This window comes from Spirosoma humi, from assembly GCF_054776575.1.
The window spans coordinates 735,026-756,574 of sequence record NZ_BAAHBR010000015.1 but is presented as its reverse complement, the minus strand read 5'-3'; the positions used below and the strand labels follow the sequence as shown (position 1 = coordinate 756,574).

Here is a 21,549-nt window from a genome sequence, read left to right as displayed (position 1 = left end):
AACTTATTGTCCAGATTTCCCCAAATCTATTAATGAATTTTTAAGGGCTGATGGTCTCTGAAGGCTAATCGGCTTGGGAATTAATGCATTGAATTCTATCCCCCAAACTACAACGGTCATGGACGTTTCGTCAAAATATTTTACGCAGTTCAGTCAACGTAACCCTTACCGAATCAAATTTTTATGGGCGTTTTTGCTGGATATCAAACGGGTTGGAAAAGTAAGAGAACTCATTTCGTTTCTATTATGGGAACTAACGCATAAGCTTTGTTTTTACCAGGCCGGTAATAAATACGTCCAGTTTACGAACGATGCCTGCCTGCGCATCTCGAATGCAGGAGCCTGGTTAGCCGAAGAAGCGGTAACCAACTCATTTTTAGCGGCTCAGGGTTTGAATTTTCAACTGGTAGCCGTTGATTGGAAATACTGCGTCGAACGGGCCGACGGCCTGCTGTGGGGGTGCTGCTACGAAAACTTGACAAAGCTGTACCGGAGCGACGACCAAAGTAAATCGGCTGTTTGTGTCTACACGTTTGAGAATCCGATCACGTCGATTTTCCTTAGTGAGTACAATGGCCTGTTCGTTTGCTCGAACGGTGTCGTTTACAAAAGCACCAACAACGGCAAGTCCTTTGCGCGGGCCTTACAGCTGTCGACGCCAATCAGTTATTTCCTGTTCAACAATGGCATGACTGAATTGCCCGACCAGACGTTGATCATCGGCGAGTATGGCTCGCTCTGGCATGGCAAAAGCTGGCAGAACCTGGCGTTCCTCTATCACTCATCAGACGGGGGAGAGACGTGGCATACCTCAGATTTTCTGATTCGTCAGGGGGTTAATAAACACGTTCACGTCGTTAAATACTCTGCACACCTGCAATCGATTGTGTTGACCGACGGAGATAACAAAAAGCAGGTATGGCAGAATACGACCTTGTCTCACTTCAACTGCGAAGCAACTAAGCAAAAGGCGGGGTGGCAGTTGATCAACAAACACCATCATCAGACCGGTGGTTACCTGTCGATGGCCGAAACGGATGAGGCCGTTCTCTTTGGCAGCGATTATCTGGGGGGCACAAATTTCATTGTGAAAACCCTTGACGGTAAGCGTTTTGATAAACTCGTGTTGCCCGATCCGTACCGGCGCAGCCCCATTATGAATATGATCACCCGGAAAGCGAAGGCCGGTAATGAAATCTGGGCTACGTCCTATAGTTGCCTGTCTGGGGAGGCAAAGAGTTTACTCATGTGTACAAACGATTCAGGAAAATCGTGGGTCCGGGTCATTGAATTCGATGGGGCCAAACACGAGGTTCGTTTGGCCAGCACCACACAGAAGGCATCCGGCACGCTCTATATCTCTATAACAAACTTTGATCTTCAGGGAGATCGGCATCAACATCGCGTGTACAAACTCACAAACTCGAAACCGTATCCCACAACAGATAGCCGTTCAGGCCAATGATGAGCACTGCTACAGCCCACGACAACGCCTTTATCCAGAGCGGATTGACAAAACGCCCCATTTTAGCTTTGCTGTTCGTAAACAGAACCAGCGGCACGACGGCAAAACTAAGTTGAAGAGAGAGCACAACCTGACTAAGCACAAGCAATTCGCTGGTGCCTCGTTCCCCGTATAAAATGGCAACAATCAGTGCCGGGACAATGGCGACCAGCCGGGTTATGAGCCGACGTATCCAGGGTTTAACGCGTATGTTGATAAATCCTTCCATCACAATCTGGCCAGCCAGTGTACCGGTGAGGGTCGAGTTTTGACCGGAAGCCAGCAAGGCCACCGCAAACAAAATACCCGCCATTTTGACGCCAAGTACGGGGTCGAGCAGGCGGTGCGCATCCGTAATATCGGCGACCTGCTGGTTGCCCGAAAAGTGGAACGCTGCCCCCGCTAAAATGAGAATAGCGGCATTGATGAAAAAAGCCAGAAATAAGGAAACGGTCGAGTCGATGGTGGCGAACTTGATAGCGGACTTACGACCTTCCTCATTCCGTTCGAAATTCCGGGTTTGCACAATGCTGGAATGCAGGTACAAGTTGTGGGGCATGACCGTAGCGCCTAATATACCGATGGCGATGTAGAGCATACCGGGATTGCTTATTATTTCGGCCCGGGGAATTAACCCGGAAACGACACCCGCCATGTCGGGTTTCGACACCAGCAGTTCGTAACCAAAACAGCCCACGATCAGGAAAATCAGGCTGGCCACAATTCGTTCAATCAGTTGAAAGCCTTTGTTTTGTAAGAACAGCAGCAGTAAAACGTCCAGCGCCGTAATCAGAATGCCGACCGTGAGGGGCAGGCCAAACAGCAAATTAAGCGCTATGGCTGAGCCGATCACTTCCGCCAGATCAGTAGCCGCAATGGCGATTTCGGCCAGTACCCACAAGCCGATCGAGACGGGTTTACTATAATGGTCACGGCAGGCCTGCGCTAGATCGCGGCCGGTAGCGATGCCCAACTTGAGGGCTAAATGCTGCAGTAGAATGGCAAACAGATTGGAGATCAGCACGACCGACAACAACCGATACCCGTAACGCGCCCCGCCCGCAATATCCGTGGCCCAGTTGCCCGGATCCATATACCCCACCGCAACCATTAATCCCGGACCCGCGTAGGCCCGTAAGGTTTTGAAAAAACCACCGCCCACGGGTACGTTAACGGAGCTGTGTACATCGGCCAGTGAGTTGGTATCATTCGCCTGCCGCCAGCCTTTCATCGACGTATTCGTTGCTTCCATGTAGTACAATTGACTGTTACCTCCTCCTGTAACGATCGAAAGGTAAGGATTGTTGAAATAAAAATTTAGACTTATCTAAATTTTTAGAAAGTTTAACATAAAAACTACCTTTGCCGGCAAACAGTTTCCGTTTGTTCAGCCGTTATGAATAAGCAGTCGTCCATTCCATGCATTCATTTACTGAAGAGAACTATCTGAAGACCATCTATTACCTCGCCAATCGTCGGCAGGGTGAAGTGAGTACAAATGCCCTCGCAGAAATGACGGCTACGAAAGCGGCATCGGTAACGGATATGTTGCGTAAACTGGCTGAAAAACAGCTCATTCACTACAAAAAATACCAGGGCGTCCGGCTAACCGAGGAAGGAGAACGGCTTGCCCTTCAGGTTATTCGGCGGCACCGGCTCTGGGAGGTTTTTCTGGTTCAGAAACTCGGCTTTGGCTGGGACGAAGTACATGAGATTGCTGAAGAGCTGGAACATATTCGGTCGGAAGAATTGGTGGCGCGTTTGGATACCTACCTGGGTTGCCCGCAGTTTGACCCGCATGGCGACCCGATTCCCACCCACGCCGGTCAGATGCCTGAGATGGGTTATCGAAAGCTGTCGGAGGTGGCAACGGGCGAGGACGTTTGCCTGATGGCCGTACTGGAACACTCGACCGAGTTCCTGAAGCACCTCGATCATTCGCACCTTACCCTTGGCAGCACGGTTACGGTCCACGAAATCAATGCCTTCGATAAGTCTGTATTGGTGCAGATTGAAGCCGGTCGTACGGTATTTGTTACGTACGAAGTCGCCAAAAATTTGTTAGTAAGCTAATAATGAAACTCTTAGACGCCTATATATTAAAGCGCTTTCTGCAAACCTACATCTTCGTGGTGCTGGTGATTGTGCTAGTGGTGGTTATGATCGATTACACCGAAAAGGTGGATAACTTTCATAAAACGCATGCGCCCGGCAATGAAATCCTGTTCAGTTACTACCTTAATTTTATTCCTTACTGGGCCAATTACATCAGCCCGTTGATGGTTTTCATTGCTACCGTATTTCTGACGTCACGGTTAGCGGCCCGCACGGAAATTATTGCCATTCTAAGCAGTGGTGTCAGTTTCGTTCGGTTGCTTTTTCCGTACGTGCTGGGCGCATCGGTGCTGGCCGTTGCCACGTATTTTATGGTCAATTACGTGATTCCCAGTGCGAACAAAACCCGGATCGCGTTCGAAATAAAATACATCAACGACGCTTATAATTACTCGGGCCGGAATGTGCACCTGAAAATCGCTCCTAACACCTACGCTTATCTGGAAAGCTACAACAACCAGAGTAACACCGGGTATAAGTTCACGATGGAGCGGGTAGAGGGAAACCAGCTCAAACAGAAACTTTCTGCCGACCACATCGAGTGGGATGCCAAGAAGAAAAAATGGACTGTGTACGACTACAAAATCCGGACGATCAACGGATTGCAGGAAACCCTCACGCCTGGCCCCCGCATCGACACCACGCTGAATCTGAAACCGGATGATTTCAGTTCGGATTTTAACCTTTATGAAACCCTCACGCGGCCAGAGCTAAATCGCCACATTGCACTGCTGCAAAGCCGCGGTGCCGATGGCGTCGAAACCTACCTGCTCGAAAAATACAGCCGCGATACACGTCCGTTTGCCATTATTATTCTGACGGTGATCGGCGTCATTATGTCGGCCCGGAAAAGCCGCCGGGGCGTGGGCTGGCAGGTTGCCTTAGGGTTTATTCTGGCCTTCACGTATCTGCTGTTCTTCATGCTGGCCAAAGGCATTGCCGAGTCGGGTAACCTCAACCCCATAGTGGCAGTCTGGTTGCCAAACGCTATTTTTGCAGCCATCGGTGTACTTTTGTACAACACCATTCCAAGGTAAGGTGTAACGAATGATGAATTGAGACTGCCCGGGCAGTCTTAATTCATCATTTACCATTATGCAAAAAAAAGCTTCACTCACGGACTATTTTCAACTTCATTTCATCGTTCTGATCTGGGGCTTTACCGCTATTCTGGGTAAATTACTGCAACCGCTCGACCCGTCGGCGGTCGTTTTGTTTCGGACCCTGCTGGCAGTTTTCGGGATTGGCCTCGTGTTGACCATTCGTCGGCAAAACCTGCGCGTATCGACCGCTGACGCCTGGGGACTGCTGGGAACGGGTGGGCTTATCGGGTTGCACTGGGTCCTGTTTTTTCTGGCTGCCCGGCTGTCCAATGTTTCGGTGTGTCTGGCCGGTATGGCAACCAGTTCGCTTTGGGCCAGCGTGCTGGAGCCGTTGCTGCTGCGTCGGCGGGTGCGTCCCGTTGAGGTGGGGCTTGGGGCCGCGGTTATGGCGGGTCTTTACCTGATCTTTCGCTTCGAGTTCGATAAGGTCGTGGGGCTGGCCGTTGCCGTCGGATCAGCCATGTTATCGTCGCTGTTTACCATTATCAACAGCCGATTTACCCATCGCTATGATGCGCTGGTGATTTCGTTTTATGAAATGGCCGGTGCCCTGATCGGCGCTATTGTTCTATGGCTGCTGGTACAACAACTCAATGGGCAGGATGCCGGTGTTGTTCAATACGTACCCCAAACGGCCCTTCAATGGCTTTGGCTGTTACTCCTGTCGATGGTTTGTACCGTGTATGCCTATACCGTCGGGGTTAGTCTGTTGCGAAAGTTTTCGGCGTATCTGGCTATATTAACCGTAAATTTGGAGCCAGTCTATGGTATTCTACTGGCCCTGCTGATTTTTGGCGATACCGAACACATGACGTCGGGCTTCTACATGGGTACGCTCGTTATCCTGATCGCCGTATTGGCTTATCCGTTTCTGGGTGGCCAGAAACCGACGAATACCACGCCTACCGGGGGTGATTTGGAAATAGATATTCAACCATAAAGCGAAGAGAGGGCCCTCGCTTGTGCCCTGATTTACGTCTGTACGAATTTTTACATGAAACATCCGCTTATTGATCGGTTAGCGACCGTAACCGTTATTCTTCTGTTTTTACTGGCTTACCTGCCCTTAGTACTGCTCTCGTTTCACAACCATCCATCGGCTGCTGACGATTACTGTTTTGCCGATACAGCCATGCGGTACGGGTTCTGGCAGGGACAGAAATATTATTATGACGGATGGACAGGACGCTATTTCTCCAATATGCTGGTGCACGGCAGCCCATTGGTTTGGGGCTGGTATGATGGATACCGGTTTATACCGGCGCTGCTGGCGACTGCACTGGTTGGCGCCATTTATGCCCTGGCTAGTGAGTTATTACGGGGCGAGTCGCTGAAAAATCGCCTTCAGGTAACCGGATTGCTGTTTTTTATGATCGTGCTGGCCCTGCAAAGTACCGTCGAAGCGTTTTTCTGGACAGCCGCTATGGCAACCTATACCGTACCGACCATACTTACCATTTATCTGATGGCCGTCATTATGCGGTGGTATCGCCTACCGGATGGACTCCTCAAGTGGCTGACCGCCGTGTGGGCAGGGTTTCTGGTATTTGCCAGCATCGGCTCCGGCGAAACGAACCTCGTTCTGTTAATTTTATTGTTGCTGGCCATTGTGGGCTATCGGCTGGTGTTTCTTCGTCGATTCGATCCCATGCTGATCTGGCTGGTGCTGGTGGCCTGCGTGTCGGCCTGGTTGTTGTTTCGGGCACCCGGCAACGCAATCCGAATGGGAAGCAATCAGGCGAAGGCTGGCGAACTGGTCAAATCGATAGTGCTCTCATTTGGCTGGCTGGCCCGGTCGCTGGGATTGTGGTTACTCAAAACACCCATCATACCGTTCTCGCTGCTGTTTATTCCAATTGCCCGTCGGCTGGTTCGGCATGGAAGTCCGGTGCGTGAGTTGTTTTTACTACCGGCCGGTCTGGTCGCTGTAGTCTACCTTGGTTTGCTGGCCGCCACCATTTTTCCGTCCTATTACGGGTTAGGAATTCCGCCTTTCGCCAGAACGATGAACGTCCTGTTCGTTTTCTTTGCCCTGGGCTGGTTTTATGTCCTGACGGTTTGGGTCGGTTGGCTGGAACGGCGCGGGCGCAGCCTGACGCTCGTTCAGAAGTGGCCTGCTCCCGTGTGGATACTTGCCAGCATCTGGGTGATGGGTAGTATTGGCGTCAGCAAGTCGGTTAAGCAGATGGGTAGTGACCTGGTCAGTGGCAATGCCGCCACCTATGATCGTGAGATGACCGAGCGGCACCAGCAGTTGATGCTGGCCGCCGATACGGTTCATTTACGGCCGATCAGTGTATACCCGCCCAGTATTTTTGTCGAAGATATTAAGCCGGATCGGTCGCATTGGTGGAACCGCTGCCAATCAGGCTATTACGGGCACAAAGTAATTGTTCTCGATTCCACACTCACCGCCACCGCCAAGCCATAAATGTCGTCTGTCTGCATCATTATTCCCTGTTACAACGAAGCAACCCGCCTTCGGTCCGAGGTTTTTCTGGCGTATATGCAACAGGGTACAACCGTGAATTTTTGCTTTGTAGACGACGGTAGCACCGATGGGACCAAAGCGGTGCTGGAAGCGATGCAAACCCGATACCCCGATCGCATCAATGCCTTACTCTTACCCCAGAATCAGGGGAAGGCGGGTGCCGTGCGGGCGGGTGTGCTGCATTGTGCCGCTAAATCATTCGATTACCTGGGTTATCTGGATGCCGACCTCGCCACCCCGCTCACGGCCATTGCCGATCTGACGGCGGTGCTGGATGCTAACCCGGCGCTGGATCTGGTGCTGGGGTCGCGCATTAAGTTTCTGGGCGTCGATATTCGGCGGGATGCGTTTCGGCATTACGTTGGCCGGATCATCGCCACTGTCATCAGCACGATCCTGAAATTACCCGTTTACGATTCGCAATGCGGGGCTAAAGTATTCCGGTCGGGCATTGTCGGAAGGTTATTTCAGGAGCCGTTCATTAGTCCGTGGCTATTCGACGTCGAACTACTGGCCCGGCTCACGCAGCACTACGGTCGGCCGGGCGTACTGAGTCACCTGGCCGAGCAGCCTTTGCGGCAGTGGATCGAGCAAAGTGATTCGCGCATCAGCTCCGGGTATGTTTTTCGAATGTGGTATGAGTTGTACCGGATTCAGCGAAAATACCGGAATGTATGATCGGCAACTAATCGACTTCTGTTGGCACCAACCGTGGTGCTTACGAGAGTGAATCTGAAAATTAAGTTCTGCATTATGTCTACAGTTAGTACCGCACCTGCTCAAAGCCGTCTTGTTTCCCGGCTACAAAGCGTTGCCCCTGTGTTGATAGCGTTGCCAGTTGGTTGCTTTATTCTGTTCGTATTCACCTATGCGGTCAATGTGCCCTGGTTCGACGACATCGATGCGTTTCTGGGGTTTACGCTGGCGTATACGGATGCCACGACGCTCTCCGAGAAGGTCTATAACGTACTGGTGCCCAACAACGAGCACCGGATCGTGATTGCCAAATTGATTACGCTGGCCATGTATTACCTGACGGGCGAGGTCAATTTTCGGTGGCTCGTCCTGATTGCCTTATTGTTCATCCTCGGCACGCTCGTCTTGCTTTCCCGCGTATTCCGATCCATGCAGTTGCCGTGGCTGGCTTTTGTGCCGGTTCCTTTCCTGCTGCTTCAACCTGAATATTACCTGACGAGCCTGTGGACCATACCCGGTTTGCAGCATTCCGTTGTCATTTGCCTGACGCTTTCCTCGCTCTACATGCTTACCCAGCCGGGACGCAGCAACTTTGCACTCGCGATTACGTTGCAGATACTGGCTGCGCTCTCCATGAGTAATGGCCTGATGGGCTTGATTGCCGGGGGTATTATTTTGGCGCTAAGCCGGAACTGGTATCGGTTGGGCGGTTGGGTCGTTGGTAGTGTAATCGCCATTTGGCTCTATTTCTACAATTTTCAGAGTGCCGGGCGGACCAGTGATAGTTTAGCCTACAGCCTGGCCCACCCGGTGCAGGCCTTTGGTGCCTTTTTTACGTTTACGGGAGCCATGTTTGACCTGACACCCACCATTCAGGGCAGTTGGCGCTATGCCGCACCGACACTGGCGGGTGCCGTGCTGGCTGCATTAGTATTGACCCTGGTGTATCGAATGGGCCTTAGCTTTTGGTCAGCTGGCCATGAGAAACATGATGAAGGGCAACAAAAACGGCGGCTGTTCTTTATCGGTGGGTATGTCTTCCTGTTCGGCAATGTCGCCATTATTGCCCTGTTGCGCCTTCGCTACGGTTATGAGGTCATGGTTGTCAGCAATTACATGATCTATCCGGCGGTGATGGCTACCCTGATCTACCTCAACGTGCTGAGCGAATCCCCGAACGGACGGGCGCTGCAACGGTGCCTGAAGGTGGGTTTACTGGTGAGTGTCCTGATCTGGGTATTCGCTTATGGCGTCTATTGGCCCCGGGCAGCTTACCGGAAACAGATGCTGCTGACCAGCGCCATGAATCAAAAGCACAATGATATTGGGCTCGGTGCAACCTGGGGAACGCCATTTGCCAATATGGCCCGCTCGGTCATGCGCGAATCAGCCAAGCGGGGCATCTACCATTACCCAACCAGCTACGTTACGCCAGTCGAGTCATTTCTGACATCCGCAACCGGGCGAGTGACCAGCGATTCCTGCCTGACCATGCAGGTAGAAGGGGGCGGGTACAATTACGTGGCTCAAACGGAACCCACGGCTTTCCAGCATGACCTGGGACAGGCGGCTGTTTTCGTTCAATCGGACAAACGCACGCTCCTGTATACATCGGAAGCTCCTTTCACCTTTCGAAGTTTCTGGTTAAATCGGCCCGTGACGTCGGTGAAGGCCGAAATCATCAATATCATGCTGGAGCCGGGTCGTTACAAAGTGGGGGTACTAACGCCTTCAGAACCGAATCGTCCGGTTCAGTTTAGCTGTCAGACGGTGACCATTCCTTAAGAAAAAACGGGAATTCACGGTCTGCACCGCCAAAAGGGTTACTTTTGTCAAGTCTGTACTGACTCAATATTCACTGTTTTGCCGAATCCACAGATTTCTATTGTCGCTCCACTCTATAACGAAACGGAATCGTTACCGCGTCTGGTTGCCCGGCTGAACGCCGTCATGGATGCATCGCCCCTGCGTATTGAAGTCGTGTTGGTCGATGATGGAAGCCGCGATACGACGGCCGTGCTCATGCAGCAACTGGCCCTTACCGACAGCCGGTATCAGTGCGTATTCCTGTCGCGCAACTACGGGCATCAGATTGCGCTCACGGCGGGAATAGCCTCGGCTACCGGTACGGAAGCGTTGTTTATCATTGACGGCGACTTGCAGGACCCGCCCGAATTACTGACGGAATTTTACCAGAAATACCAGGAAGGCTACGATGTGGTGTACGCTGTTCGGAAGAAGCGAAAGGAAAACTGGTTTAAACGAACGGCCTATTCGCTATTCTATCGCCTGATGCGGTCGATTTCGTACGTCGATTTGCCCCTGGACAGCGGTGATTTCTCACTCATCAGCCGCCGGGTGGCCGACGTATTAAAGCAAATGCCCGAAGAGAGCCGGTTTATCCGGGGGATGCGGAGCTGGATTGGGTTTCGCCAGATTGGCGTCGAGTACGAGCGTGATGCCCGGCTGGAGGGCGAGTCGAAATACTCATTCAGTATGCTGCAACGCCTGGCCTACAATGGCATATTCAACTTCAGTGAATACCCCGTCAAGCTGATTACCCGAATGGGTATGTTCACGATTGGCGTGGCGGTGATCTACCTGATCCAGACACTGATAAAGCGGTTTATTTACCACGATGTGCCCCAGGGTTTTACGGCCCTGTTGTTCGTTATTGTTCTTTTCAGCGGTGTGCAGCTAATCGCCCTGGGTTTGATTGGCGAATATGTATTACGCATATTTTTTCAGGCTAAAGGTCGACCGCTTTACGTTGTTCGGGAGATTATCCGACACCAGCAGCGTCAGCCCTTGCCAACCCTACGGAACGCAGATTCAACAACGGTTGCCTAGGCAGCCCACAAGCTCAACAACCTTTAAAAAACCCCATGGCTTTAGATAATACCTTAAACGCCTATCCTGACCGGATCAATATTGTCATTCCCTTATTCAATGACTGGCAGGCGCTGGGGTTATTGATGGAACGCATCCGGGACGTGAATGAGCCGGCCTTAACGAGAAGACTGGCTTTTTTAATCGTCGATGACTGCTCATCAACGAACTTCGACACCCTGCCCACTGGCATCGGGCAGTCGTTATCGGTGCTGCGCCTTTTTCGGAACGTTGGCCATCAGAAGGCCATAGCCCTTGGGTTGTCGTATCTGGGCTCATTGCCCGATCAGTATCCGACTATTGTTATGGATTCCGACGGCGAGGACAGGCCCGAAGATATTCCTGAACTGTTAGAAACCGGCGCTGCCAATCCGGGCAGCATTGTGTTTGCTCATCGTGCCAAACGGCATGAGAGTCTTGTCTTTCGCACGTTCTACGAGGTGTATAAAAGTGTCTTTCGCCTGTTGACGGGTAAAGTAATCACGTTCGGGAATTTTAGCCTTGTGCCCGCCCGGCAATTACGGAAACTGTCGTATGTGTCGGAGATCTGGAATAACTATCCGGGTGGCGTAATTCGCTCCCGTTTGCCCTATACGGCTGTGCCGCTGGAACGTGGTCATCGGCTGGCAGGCGAGTCCAAGATGAACTTTGTCTCGCTGGTGATGCACGGTCTGAGTGCGGTATCGGTGCTGATGGACACTACGGCCGTGCGGTTAGCCTTGTTTTGCGTTATGATGGTGGTTGCATCGGTATTTGGCATTGGTGTGGTCGTCTTTCTGCGGCTGTTTACCGATGCCACTGTGCCAGGGTGGGCTACTTATCTGGTTTTTTCATTCCTGATCGTTATTCTGCAGGCTTTTCTGATTTCGCTGCTGCTCGTATTCATTGTGCTGTCGTATCGAACGCAGCCCCAGTTTATTCCGGCACGGCAATTTGGGGATTTTGTTGAAAAGGTCGAGACGATATACTAACGGGTTTACGGCGTATGGTTGTGGGTATTCTGTGGCAACCACAGCTGGTGAACTATTGAACGATGTTATTCAATTCACTGCAATTTTTACTTTTCTTTATTGTCGTTACGCTTAGCTATTTCAGCTTGAAATGGCAGGGGCGATGGATACTGTTGTTAATAGCCAGCTGCTATTTCTACATGGTTTTCCAGCCCGCGTACATCCTTATCCTGCTTCTGACCATTGTCATTGATTACATCGCCGGGATCTGGATCGAAAAAACGAGCGGCAACTACAGGCGATGGTTGCTCATTCTGTCGCTTATTTCGAACCTGGGTATTCTGGCCTTTTTTAAATACCTCGGCTTCTTTGCCGAAAACCTGTCGTTCCTGTTTGAAAAACTGAGTATGCCGGGGGTAGCCGAAACCGTCACGGAACAGGTAAACCGGGTGTTTATCAAGGTGCTGCACGTGTTTGGGCAAAGCGGTATTACGTCCTACAAAGACAATATGAGTATTCTGCCCATTGGTCTGTCGTTTCACACGTTTCAGGCCATGAGTTATACGATTGAAGTGTATCGGGGCAACCAGAAAGCGGAGCGGCATTTCGGCATCTACGCGCTTTACGTCATGTTCTATCCGCAGTTAGTAGCCGGCCCAATTGAGCGGCCACAAAATGTACTCTGGCAGTTTCACGACTATTTTAAATACGACAAAGAGAACGTCAAAGCGGGTCTGATGCAGATGGCATTCGGCCTATTCAAGAAACTCGTCATTGCCGACCGGCTGGCTATGCTCGTCGATCATGCCTATGCCGACCCGGCTCAGCAAAATGGCCTGACGCTGCTGGTGGCTACGTTTTTCTACACTTTCCAGATCTACTGCGATTTTTCGGGTTATTCCGATGTTGCCATTGGAGCCGCTCGGGTCATGGGCTTTACACTCATGGAAAACTTCCGGACGCCTTATATCTCCCAGTCCATTTCGGAATTCTGGCGACGCTGGCACATTTCGCTCTCGACCTGGTTTCGCGATTATCTGTATATTCCGCTCGGTGGTAACCGAAAAGGCGAGTTGCGGCAGTATATCAATATTCTGATCGTTTTTCTGGCCAGTGGTCTTTGGCACGGTCAAAACTGGACCTACGTGATCTGGGGGGGCTTGAACGGCCTTTACCAGATTCTGGCTGTGCTACGCGATAAATTACTGGCCCGGTTTGGGTTAGCCCGAATGGGTTTTTCGAACACACCGCCGAGTCAAATAACGTCGCCCGTTCACGAGAAGCACGCGCATAAATCACCCATTCGTGTGGTTGTAAATACCCTGATCACATTTGTGCTCATCATGCTGACCTGGGTGTTTTTCCGGGCTCGTAGCCTGAGCGATGCCTTCCTGATTCTGAAACGGATTCCAACGCTGTCGTTTAGCGATCAGCTCGATAGTCCGATGAATACAACCGAACTATGGTTCAGCGTTTTCCTGATCGTATTTCTTCTCCTGAAAGAGCAGTTTTATCTTACTATTCCCACCCGAAACACCGTCCGTTTTGCGGCTTTATTCGTGCTGGTCACCTTCGTTACGTACCTGTTCGGCGTGTTCTCCTCGAATCAGTTTATTTATTTTCAGTTCTGATTTTTTAGTCAGAAGCTAGGCCTTCATAGCCGATACTGAGACTTCAACCGAAGTGACAGGGGCATGATCTGTAGTTTTCTTCCAGCTTCTCTAAAATTGGTTCGCTAACGACGTACTCGCTCTTAATGCAGCCAAGCTGTTGCCATATAGACGAGGTCGATGCCTGTCGGATTGGCTTCATCATCAACCTGCGTTGTGAAGTAATCGGCAGGCTCGCCGGATCTGTTATGGCCACATAGTAGGACTAGGCTTATGAGAGACCGGCCATTTCGATCAACAACATACGTTTTCCATCTGATTACTAAGCCTGTTCATTCTGCTGCCAACAGCGGATTAAATACGACGGGGCAAGGACTGTATAACCGTTTAATATATATCTTAAATTTATTAAAAGACAATTTTATCTATTTGTTGTTAGTGAAATATCAATATTTTAAACATAAGTATATGCGCAAACTCAACCGATTTGTTATGAAACAAATTCTCTTCGCCTTAGCGTTGTGTTTTCCGTTTACACTTTACGCCCAGGCTAACCTGTCCAGAAAAGCATCAGAAAGCACGTCTTTTTCGTCGCGCGATCTGCCCACCTATCGACCAGGCTTTGCCATTATGGCGTCTGCAGGATCAGCTGGTGGAGGGGTGGCCGTAGGCTACTCCATCAACCGACGGTTTGCCGCCCGGCTGGGTGCGAATGCGTTCCGTTATTCGGGTACACTGACCAGTGGTGAGGATTCCGATGAACTTCAAATCGGGTTTGACTATAAAATTAAGTTACAGACAGTTAACGCATTAATCGATTATTACCCATTTGATCAAACGGGCGTTCGGCTCACGGGTGGCGCTTTTTACAATCTGAACCAGATTGATTTTTTCGGCAAACCCACGAAAGATGTTAAACTAAACGACGTAACATTCACCATTGACGAAGTGGGTACACTAAGTGGGCAAGCTACATTTACTAGAGTGGCGCCCTACATAGGGCTAGGCTTTGGAAACCCCTACACCCGTCGTCGACTGAAGTTCATGTTCGATCTGGGTTTCTTCTACCAGCAGTCTCCTCAAATTACATTTAAAACGACTGGGCTTCTGGAACCCTCCTCCGATCAGGGGCCCATCATTCAGGATAACCTGAAGCCGCTAAAATTTTACCCAATTGTCAACTTCGGTCTTTCCTATAAGCTGTAACTATACCATCTAACGTTATGAATCATTTTTTGTCAGCATCCTCACGCTCTTTCCTGAAGGCGCTATTTATCCTGACTACACTCGGGTTAGCCGTTGGCTGCCAGGAAATAACAGATATCAAGAACATCGATCCGTTAAAGGGAGTCGTTTTCAAGCTGAATTATCAACCAGCTAAATCGCAGGTTCAAGGGCTGGTGGTTGATGCCAAAACAGGTATACCTCTGGACATTCCGATTCAGGTAACTATCCAGGGGAAAGATGCCGGTCGCACAGTAACGTTTGACGGTAAAGCACTCACAACCTATACGGCTCCGAAAGGTGATTTATTTATTGGCTTGAAAGGGGAGGTGCCTACCGCCACAGCGCCCGCCGAACTGAAAGTCGTGGTCAATGCCCAGGGGTATGTTGCGTCCGGGGTCAATCTGACCTTAAAGCGAGCCATAAACGACGCATTTATCATTCGTTTGGTAAAGGTCATGGCAACACCTGCGGGGGTGGCGGCTAAAGTTGATGAGGTAACTGCTTCGACTAGCGGTGCCTTAATGGGCGATAAAGAAATTCAGGTAACGACGCCGGCCAGTGCTTCGGTTGCTTCGATGACGATGTCCGTCTTTTTTTCTGCCGGTATAGTCGTTAAGGACAATAAAGGGCAACCTGTAACGGGCAAGATACCCGTCTCGCTTGTGGCTTATTCAGGCCAGAGTCAGGAGGCTTTGCAATCTTTTCCGGGTGGGTTGAATGCGCCCGTAGCGAAGGATGCTCAGGGCAAAACCGACACAAAGGGTATTTTCGATCCGATTGGATTCGTGGCCATCGACATGAAAAATTCAGCGAATCAAGCGGTTTCAACATTTAGTAGACCAGTTGCCCTACAAATGAGTATTCCGGCCAATCGATTTAATAGCTCGACGGGGCAGCCGGTAAAGGAAGGCGATAGGCTGGAGGTGTATAGCTATAACGAAACGACGGGTGTCTGGACCTACGAACGAGAGGTTTTGGCCGAGCGCAAAGGAAACGATCTGATGGCCAATGTGCCCATTAACCACTTATCGTATTACGCGCTGACCATTCCCCGTACGTCTACGACCTGCCGGGTTGCTTATACCGTTCGTGGACTTCCAGAAGGGTATTCTGTCAACTACACGCTTCGGAAATTTGATCAGGGACTAAGTGGGGCCAGCGTGGTTGTAAGTTCTGGAAATAGCTCGGAAAATACGGCTGATCGTGTCTTTGAGTTTGATGTGCCTGCGGGAAATTACGAGTTTTCTATACTTGACCCCGTGTCGAACAATGATGTGATGGGTAGCACAAAAACAACGAACCCGTGCGGAGCTATTTCCCTGAATATTACTCCCCCAGTACGGGTAGACGCCAGCTTTACGGTTCGGGCTAAATGCGAAAATGGCAATAATATCGAAGTGTACCCAACCGTAACTATATTTTATGGCGAAGTTGGTAAAACCTACTCAGGAGGATCGGCTTCATTCGTGAACGGAAAAGGCGTGCTGAAAGGTTTAAAACCGAATACAAAATACCAGGCTTGTATTCATTACGAAGGGGAGTATTGCGTGGAGTTTACAATGACAGAAGCAAGCACTGAGCGCACGCTGGATTACGTACTCAAATCAAATACCCCGACGTGCAGTAATTTATAAGCTGAACCGCTGGACAATGCATTTGGCCCTAATAAGTCCGAACCGCCAATAAATTACACTTTGACAGGCGCAGGCCTTCTTTATGACTTTAGCTCAACGTGGTGAAGTCAAAAAGGAGGCCTGCGCCTGTTAACTCACAGGCTATTGAATGAACACCATCGCCACGCCATTCATGCAATAGCGCAGGCCAGTTGGGGCCGGGCCGTCATTAAAAACGTGCCCGAGGTGAGCGTCGCACACGGAGCAGCGGACTTCCGTGCGGCCTCCATCGGGTTCATTGTAAACCGCATTGGCGACGATGGGCGCGTAAAAACTGGGCCAGCCCGTGTGGGAGTCGAACTTGGTGGCCGACGTAAATAGCGGATTATGACAGCAGACGCAGGAGTACACGCCTTGCCGATGCTCTTGGGTCAGTTCACTGCTGTTGGGCCACTCGGTACCCCGGTCGCGGGCAACGTTGTACTGGGCGCGGGTCAACTGCGTTTTCCAGTCAGCATCTGATTTTTCAACCCGCCGATTACCGGGCGATGTGGTGCCTGCGGGGCGTTGGTGTGGTGGCCTGGGCGTGGCCATGAAAGTGCCGTAAACCCATAAACCAACTATTAGCAGTACGGCAATGAGAATAAAAAGTCTGTTCTGTGGCATAAATGACGACCCGAAGGCTTTCGTCTAAAACACAAAACAGACCATCTACCGTTCACCAGGGCTTATCGGCCAATGGCTACTTTTCGCAATATGGAATCAATTACCTGTAGGGTAGTCACTCCGTCGGCTTCGGCTTCGTAATTGAGCATGATGCGGTGATTGAACACATCCGGGGCTACTTCTTTGATGTCTTCCGGCAAAACGTAATCCCGGCGGTCGAAGTAGGCAAGGGCTTTGGCGGCCACGTTCAGGTTAATGCTGGCCCGTGGCGATACCCCAAACTGAATGTACCGAGCTTCGTCGCGGAGGTTATACTCCATAGGCCGACGCGTTGCGAAAACCAGCTCGATAATGTATCGCTCAAGGGTATCTGAAATGGTGATGCCATTGATTTCATCGCGAATCGCGGACAGTTCCTCCTTGCCCAAGACCGGCTGCACTTCATAATCGAAGTTCATGTTCGACATCCGGCGCATTACGGCCAGTTCGTCTTCTTTATTGAGGTAATCCACGAAGACTTTCATCATGAAGCGGTCTACCTGTGCTTCGGGGAGCGGGTACGTGCCTTCCTGTTCTACGGGGTTTTGCGTAGCCAGCACCAGAAAAGGGCGGTCGAGGACGAAGGTTTCCTCACCAATCGTGACCTGCTTTTCCTGCATGGCTTCCAGCAGGGCCGCCTGTACTTTGGCGGGTGAGCGATTGACCTCATCGGCCAGAATCAGGTTGGCAAAAATAGGCCCCTGCTTTACTTCGAATTCGGCCGTTTTCTGGTTAAAGATCATGGTGCCGATCAGGTCGGCAGGTAGCAGATCGGGCGTGAACTGAATGCGCTGGAAGTCCAGTTCCAGAACCTTGGCAAGGGTGTTGATCGTCAGCGTTTTAGCCAGGCCCGGTACGCCTTCGAGCAAAATGTGGCCGCCCGTAAACAGGCCAATGAGCAACCGGTTGAGCAATCGATCCTGCCCGACCACAACCTGGCTCATCTCATTGAATACCTCGCGGATTTTAGTATGGTAGGTGAAAGAGGTCGTTGATTGCATAGTAATCCGTTTACGGTTTATGGTTTACGGTTTACGGGTTATGATTCACGGTGACCGCAAACCATAAACTGCAACCGATAAACCGTAAACCAAATACCTTAGAACGTTATTCGAATACTACGGTCTTTACCGTGAATGTCTTTGTAAACGTGAATTTTAGTGAACCCCCGATCCGCAAAAACCTGCCGGGTCGCTTCGCCGAAGCGTTCGTTGATCTCAACGTAACAGGCCCCGTCTTTTGTCAAATGCCGAACGCAGAAATCGGCTACGGCTTTGTAAAAAACCAATGGATCGTTGTCGTCGACGAAAAGGGCCAGATCAGGCTCGTAATCCAGAACGTTGCGGTCCATGTCGGCGGCTTCCGAGCGCGTTACATAAGGTGGATTGCTAACCACGCAATCAAACCGGCGGCTGAATTCAGCCGGTATGTTTAGGATGTCCTGAATCGCAAACTCGACATCGGCGTGGAGATTTTCGGCATTTTGCTGAGCCAGCGCCAGGGCCTTCGTCGATACATCCCAGCCCGTTACGACCGACTGAGGCAGAAATCTGGCCAGGGTAATAGCAATGCAGCCACTGCCGGTACCAATGTCCAGAATGGGAACATCATCGACGCGGTCGGCAAAATCGTGCATGATGAGCCGGACCAAGTCCTCGGTTTCGGGACGGGGAATCAGCACATCAGGCGATACGTCAAACTCTAAACCACAAAAAATTGTCGTACCAATAACATGTTGAATAGGCTCCTGTCTGTTCAGGCGTTCCAGAATCTTGAACCAGTCGGGCTCCGTACGGTTCGGTGGAAGCGGTTTATCGGTAAGTACATCGGTTTTTCGTAAACCGAAATAATGATCCAGTAGCATGAAGGCCATTTCCCGAGCTTCTTCGGGAGCGTAAGCCGTAATGTTCTTGCTCAGGCGTTCGTATAAGGGTTTGGCAGTAGCCATTTGATTCGTGACGAGTAATTTTGTCAAAAATAGGAAAGATTAGGCGGTTCCGTACCGGGATTTGCGGCATCTGATCGTTAGGGTGCCCCATTCTTGGGTAAATAGCCCAATTTGTGATGAACAGGCGGCTCCGTCTTCTAAATTAAACCGCATTTGATGTATGTTGACTGGGATGAATGAACGGTTTATGCTTCGGGCGCTCGAACTGGCTAGCCTTGGCCGGGGGCACGTTAGCCCGAATCCGATGGTTGGCTGTGTCATCACGCATGCGTCAGGTTCGACGGAGCCGCGTATCATTGGGGAGGGCTGGCATCAGCGTTATGGCGACTGGCATGCGGAAGTGAATGCCGTTCGCTCGGTGAGGCCCGAAGACAGGCATCTGCTACCCGAAGCGACCGTTTATGTGACGCTGGAGCCCTGTTCGCACTGGGGCAAAACGCCCCCCTGCGCTGACTTACTCATTGAAAGCCGGGTGAAACGGGTCATCTGCTGTAACGACGACCCGAATCCACTCGTGTCGGGACAGGGATTTGCCAAACTTCGGGCGGCTGGTATTGCCGTAGAAACGGGACTTCTTGCCGAACAGGGCCGCCAGCTGAACGCGCGATTCTTTACTTTTTTTGAGCGTAAGCGTCCGTATGTTGTGTTGAAATGGGCCGAGACGTCCGATGGCTTTATTGCGGGTGAACAGGGGCGGCAGGTTAAAATAAGCGGTGAGCTGGCGCATCGGCGGGTGCATCGCTGGCGCAGCGAAGAACCCGCTATTCTGGTGGGTACCACTACCGCCCGCCTGGATAACCCGCGCCTGAATGTCCGACTTTGGCCCGGCCAGGAGAGGCCCGGCCAGGAGAGGCCCGGCCAGGAGAGGCCCGGCCAGGTTAACCAAAATCCGGTACGCCTTGTGATTGATCGCCAGCTTTCGCTGGATCACTCACTGCACCTGTTCGATGGTTCCCAACCCACTCGGGTGTATCATCGGGTCGAGGGTAAGGCCGAGTCCGGTCTTGCCAATGTTACGTACGCGTTCGTACCCGAAGATACCCCGTCGACAGTCGCGTATATACTGGACGATCTCTACCAGCAAAAGATCCAGTCGGTACTGGTAGAAGGCGGAACCCGCTTGCTGACATCGTTCATGGAAGCTGATCTCTGGGACGAAATGCGGGTTTTCCGGAGCCGGACCATGCTGGGTGCGGGAATAGCCGCTCCTCGGGTGCGGGGTCAGGTAAGTAGCCGGGAAATAGTAGGTAAAGATGAGCTGACCATCTATGTAAATGAGTAATGACTCCTGATCTGCCAGATTTTAGTGGAAATAATAAAACGCTCCGGCTACAAACCGGAGCGTTTACACGTTGAAAAAGAGGAACGTTGTGGTGGTGATGGATAGAAGGTCGAATTTGATTTATTGCGATTGGGCAACGGGGGCCGCATTGCTGCCAATATTGCCCATGGCTACCAGACTTGTACCCGCCATAATTTTGACGTTGGCATTGTAGGCATTCAGCTTATCATAGAAGCCCGCTTCGCTGATCGTGTAGTACTTGTTTGTGGAAAATTCGCCGGTAGCACCCGTAATGGTATCGAGCGACTTGAGCGCTTTGCCAGCACTGTCGGCCGCTTTTCCTTCGTAAATAGATGCGGCATAAGACGCTCCCGTTGTCGTGTTGTAGAGGCCCATCTCGACGAGAGTAACCGTCGAACTGTACTTATAAAATACTACCCGGCCATAGACGGTCGTTCCCGCAGCGGGCGTAATGGTATACGACTTGAAGGTCGTTATGGTACCACCGCCCGGCGCAACACTCGTGTTGGGTTCAAACTTTTCCTGTTCACAGGAACTGAGCAAAGCAACGAGTGAGATAAAGATGCCCAGTACGGCGATCGTGTTTCGTAAATTGAAAAATCGGTTCATCGCTGGAATTACAGTTAAAAGTTGAACATCAAACGGCCATAATAGTAGGCACCGTTGGACCCTTGCTGATTGTTGGAGTATAGATAGAATCCCTGATTTTCGGGGCGGAGTATCTGCGGGTATTTATCGAAGATGTTGCTGCCGCCAATGGACAGTTTCACGTTCCGATTCAGGTCGTACCCGACGCTTAGATCGAAAATTGCCTGACCCGAAAAAGTCTGGTCATAGAAATTACCATCGTTATCCGAGGAGACAGAGCGCTCCGTGACCGTTCCGTAGTATGTACCTCTCAGCATGGTGTTAAATTTGTTTACCCGGTAGCTGACCGAACCGATCAGTTTGGTGCGGGGAGTACCCGTCTCAAACTGGCCAATGACGTCGCGACTGAGGTATTTTCCGACAATTTGATCTTCGGTAAGATTGGCCACGTTCAGGTCGAGCACTTTCCGGTTTAGCACCGTATTCTTGCTGAAAATGGCAGCCAGGCTGAACGTGATGCTACTGCCTTTTTGCAGATTCAGCGTGTAATTACCAACGGCTTCGAGCCCTTTCGAGCGAACATCCGCTCCGTTGACGAAGAACTGGGCCTCCCCGTCGCCAATGACTTCCTGGTAATTGTTGCCAACTTCTGATGCGTTGAAATAACTGGTTCTGAAAATCCGGTTGTCAACGTCAATTTGGTAAGCGTCCAGGGTTACTTCAAAGCCTGGCGCTGGCTGATACGTCAGACCGAATCCATACGTGCGAGACTGCTCCTGCTTTAATCCTTTTATGCCTAACACCCGG

The 21,549-nt window shown here is 51.0% G+C and carries 19 protein-coding genes; 13 read left to right on the top strand and 6 right to left on the bottom strand.

All coding sequences use genetic code 11. The features are described 5' to 3' along the window. The first annotated feature begins 118 nt into the window (after positions 1-118). A complete protein-coding gene (locus tag ACYU8Y_RS19480) occupies positions 119-1,465 on the top strand; it encodes a WD40/YVTN/BNR-like repeat-containing protein (protein WP_460939739.1) in 1,347 nt (448 codons plus the stop codon). Here the strand turns inward: ACYU8Y_RS19480 and ACYU8Y_RS19475 are convergent. Next, entirely contained in the window at positions 1,416-2,756 is a 1,341-nt protein-coding gene (locus tag ACYU8Y_RS19475) for an Nramp family divalent metal transporter (protein ID WP_460939738.1), read from the bottom strand. The genes ACYU8Y_RS19480 and ACYU8Y_RS19475 overlap by 50 nt on opposite strands. A gap of 167 nt (positions 2,757-2,923) precedes the next feature. Between ACYU8Y_RS19475 and ACYU8Y_RS19470 the strand changes: the two genes are divergently transcribed. The 11 genes from ACYU8Y_RS19470 to ACYU8Y_RS19420 all read left to right on the top strand — a co-directional run bounded on the left by ACYU8Y_RS19470 (position 2,924) and on the right by ACYU8Y_RS19420 (position 16,219). After that, positions 2,924-3,577, top strand: coding sequence for a metal-dependent transcriptional regulator (locus ACYU8Y_RS19470; RefSeq protein WP_460939737.1), 654 nt, complete (start codon positions 2,924-2,926; stop codon positions 3,575-3,577). 2 nt (positions 3,578-3,579) lie between these two features. Further along, positions 3,580-4,656: an LptF/LptG family permease gene (locus ACYU8Y_RS19465; protein ID WP_460939736.1), complete on the top strand. Its 1,077-nt coding sequence runs from the start codon at positions 3,580-3,582 to the stop codon at positions 4,654-4,656. 58 nt (positions 4,657-4,714) lie between these two features. After that, a complete protein-coding gene (locus tag ACYU8Y_RS19460) occupies positions 4,715-5,662 on the top strand; it encodes a DMT family transporter (RefSeq protein WP_460939735.1) in 948 nt (315 codons plus the stop codon). A gap of 54 nt (positions 5,663-5,716) precedes the next feature. Further along, positions 5,717-7,153, top strand: a complete 1,437-nt coding sequence (locus ACYU8Y_RS19455; RefSeq protein ID WP_460939734.1) for a DUF6056 family protein — start codon at positions 5,717-5,719, stop codon at positions 7,151-7,153. Further along, a complete protein-coding gene (locus ACYU8Y_RS19450; RefSeq protein ID WP_460939733.1) occupies positions 7,154-7,891 on the top strand; it encodes a glycosyltransferase in 738 nt (245 codons plus the stop codon). A gap of 75 nt (positions 7,892-7,966) precedes the next feature. Next, positions 7,967-9,694, top strand: coding sequence for a hypothetical protein (locus tag ACYU8Y_RS19445; protein WP_460939731.1), 1,728 nt, complete (start codon positions 7,967-7,969; stop codon positions 9,692-9,694). A gap of 78 nt (positions 9,695-9,772) precedes the next feature. After that, positions 9,773-10,759: a glycosyltransferase family 2 protein gene (locus tag ACYU8Y_RS19440; RefSeq protein WP_460939730.1), complete on the top strand. Its 987-nt coding sequence runs from the start codon at positions 9,773-9,775 to the stop codon at positions 10,757-10,759. Between the two features lie 35 nt (positions 10,760-10,794). After that, entirely contained in the window at positions 10,795-11,769 is a 975-nt protein-coding gene (locus tag ACYU8Y_RS19435; RefSeq protein ID WP_460939729.1) for a glycosyltransferase, read from the top strand. 62 nt (positions 11,770-11,831) lie between these two features. After that, positions 11,832-13,379: an MBOAT family O-acyltransferase gene (locus ACYU8Y_RS19430; protein WP_460939728.1), complete on the top strand. Its 1,548-nt coding sequence runs from the start codon at positions 11,832-11,834 to the stop codon at positions 13,377-13,379. Positions 13,380-13,850: 471 nt separating this feature from the next. Further along, a complete protein-coding gene (locus ACYU8Y_RS19425) occupies positions 13,851-14,564 on the top strand; it encodes a hypothetical protein (RefSeq protein WP_460939727.1) in 714 nt (237 codons plus the stop codon). A 17-nt stretch (positions 14,565-14,581) separates the two neighbouring features. Beyond that, positions 14,582-16,219: a hypothetical protein gene (locus ACYU8Y_RS19420; RefSeq protein WP_460939726.1), complete on the top strand. Its 1,638-nt coding sequence runs from the start codon at positions 14,582-14,584 to the stop codon at positions 16,217-16,219. A gap of 141 nt (positions 16,220-16,360) precedes the next feature. Here ACYU8Y_RS19420 and msrB read toward each other — a convergent pair whose 3' ends face one another. From msrB to prmC, 3 genes are all read right to left on the bottom strand, one after another. Beyond that, a complete protein-coding gene (msrB, locus tag ACYU8Y_RS19415) occupies positions 16,361-16,864 on the bottom strand; it encodes a peptide-methionine (R)-S-oxide reductase MsrB (RefSeq protein ID WP_460939725.1) in 504 nt (167 codons plus the stop codon). A gap of 62 nt (positions 16,865-16,926) precedes the next feature. Then, positions 16,927-17,904 carry an AAA family ATPase gene (locus tag ACYU8Y_RS19410; protein WP_460939724.1) on the bottom strand — a complete coding sequence of 326 codons (978 nt, stop codon included), beginning with the start codon at positions 17,902-17,904 and terminating at the stop codon, positions 16,927-16,929. Positions 17,905-18,002: 98 nt separating this feature from the next. After that, a complete protein-coding gene (gene prmC, locus ACYU8Y_RS19405; RefSeq protein WP_460940325.1) occupies positions 18,003-18,851 on the bottom strand; it encodes a peptide chain release factor N(5)-glutamine methyltransferase in 849 nt (282 codons plus the stop codon). Between the two features lie 172 nt (positions 18,852-19,023). On the opposite strand from prmC, the gene ribD reads away from it, so the two are divergent. Then, complete coding sequence (gene ribD / locus ACYU8Y_RS19400; RefSeq protein WP_460939723.1) at positions 19,024-20,133, top strand: bifunctional diaminohydroxyphosphoribosylaminopyrimidine deaminase/5-amino-6-(5-phosphoribosylamino)uracil reductase RibD; 1,110 nt, start codon at positions 19,024-19,026, stop codon at positions 20,131-20,133. Between the two features lie 120 nt (positions 20,134-20,253). Here the strand turns inward: ribD and ACYU8Y_RS19395 are convergent, their stop codons facing one another. Both ACYU8Y_RS19395 and ACYU8Y_RS19390 read right to left on the bottom strand, forming a co-directional pair. Then, positions 20,254-20,763, bottom strand: a complete 510-nt coding sequence (locus ACYU8Y_RS19395; RefSeq protein ID WP_460939722.1) for a hypothetical protein — start codon at positions 20,761-20,763, stop codon at positions 20,254-20,256. Between the two features lie 14 nt (positions 20,764-20,777). Further along, positions 20,778-21,549, bottom strand: a 772-nt coding sequence (locus tag ACYU8Y_RS19390) for a TonB-dependent receptor domain-containing protein (protein WP_460939721.1), incomplete at its 5' end; no start/stop codon positions are given.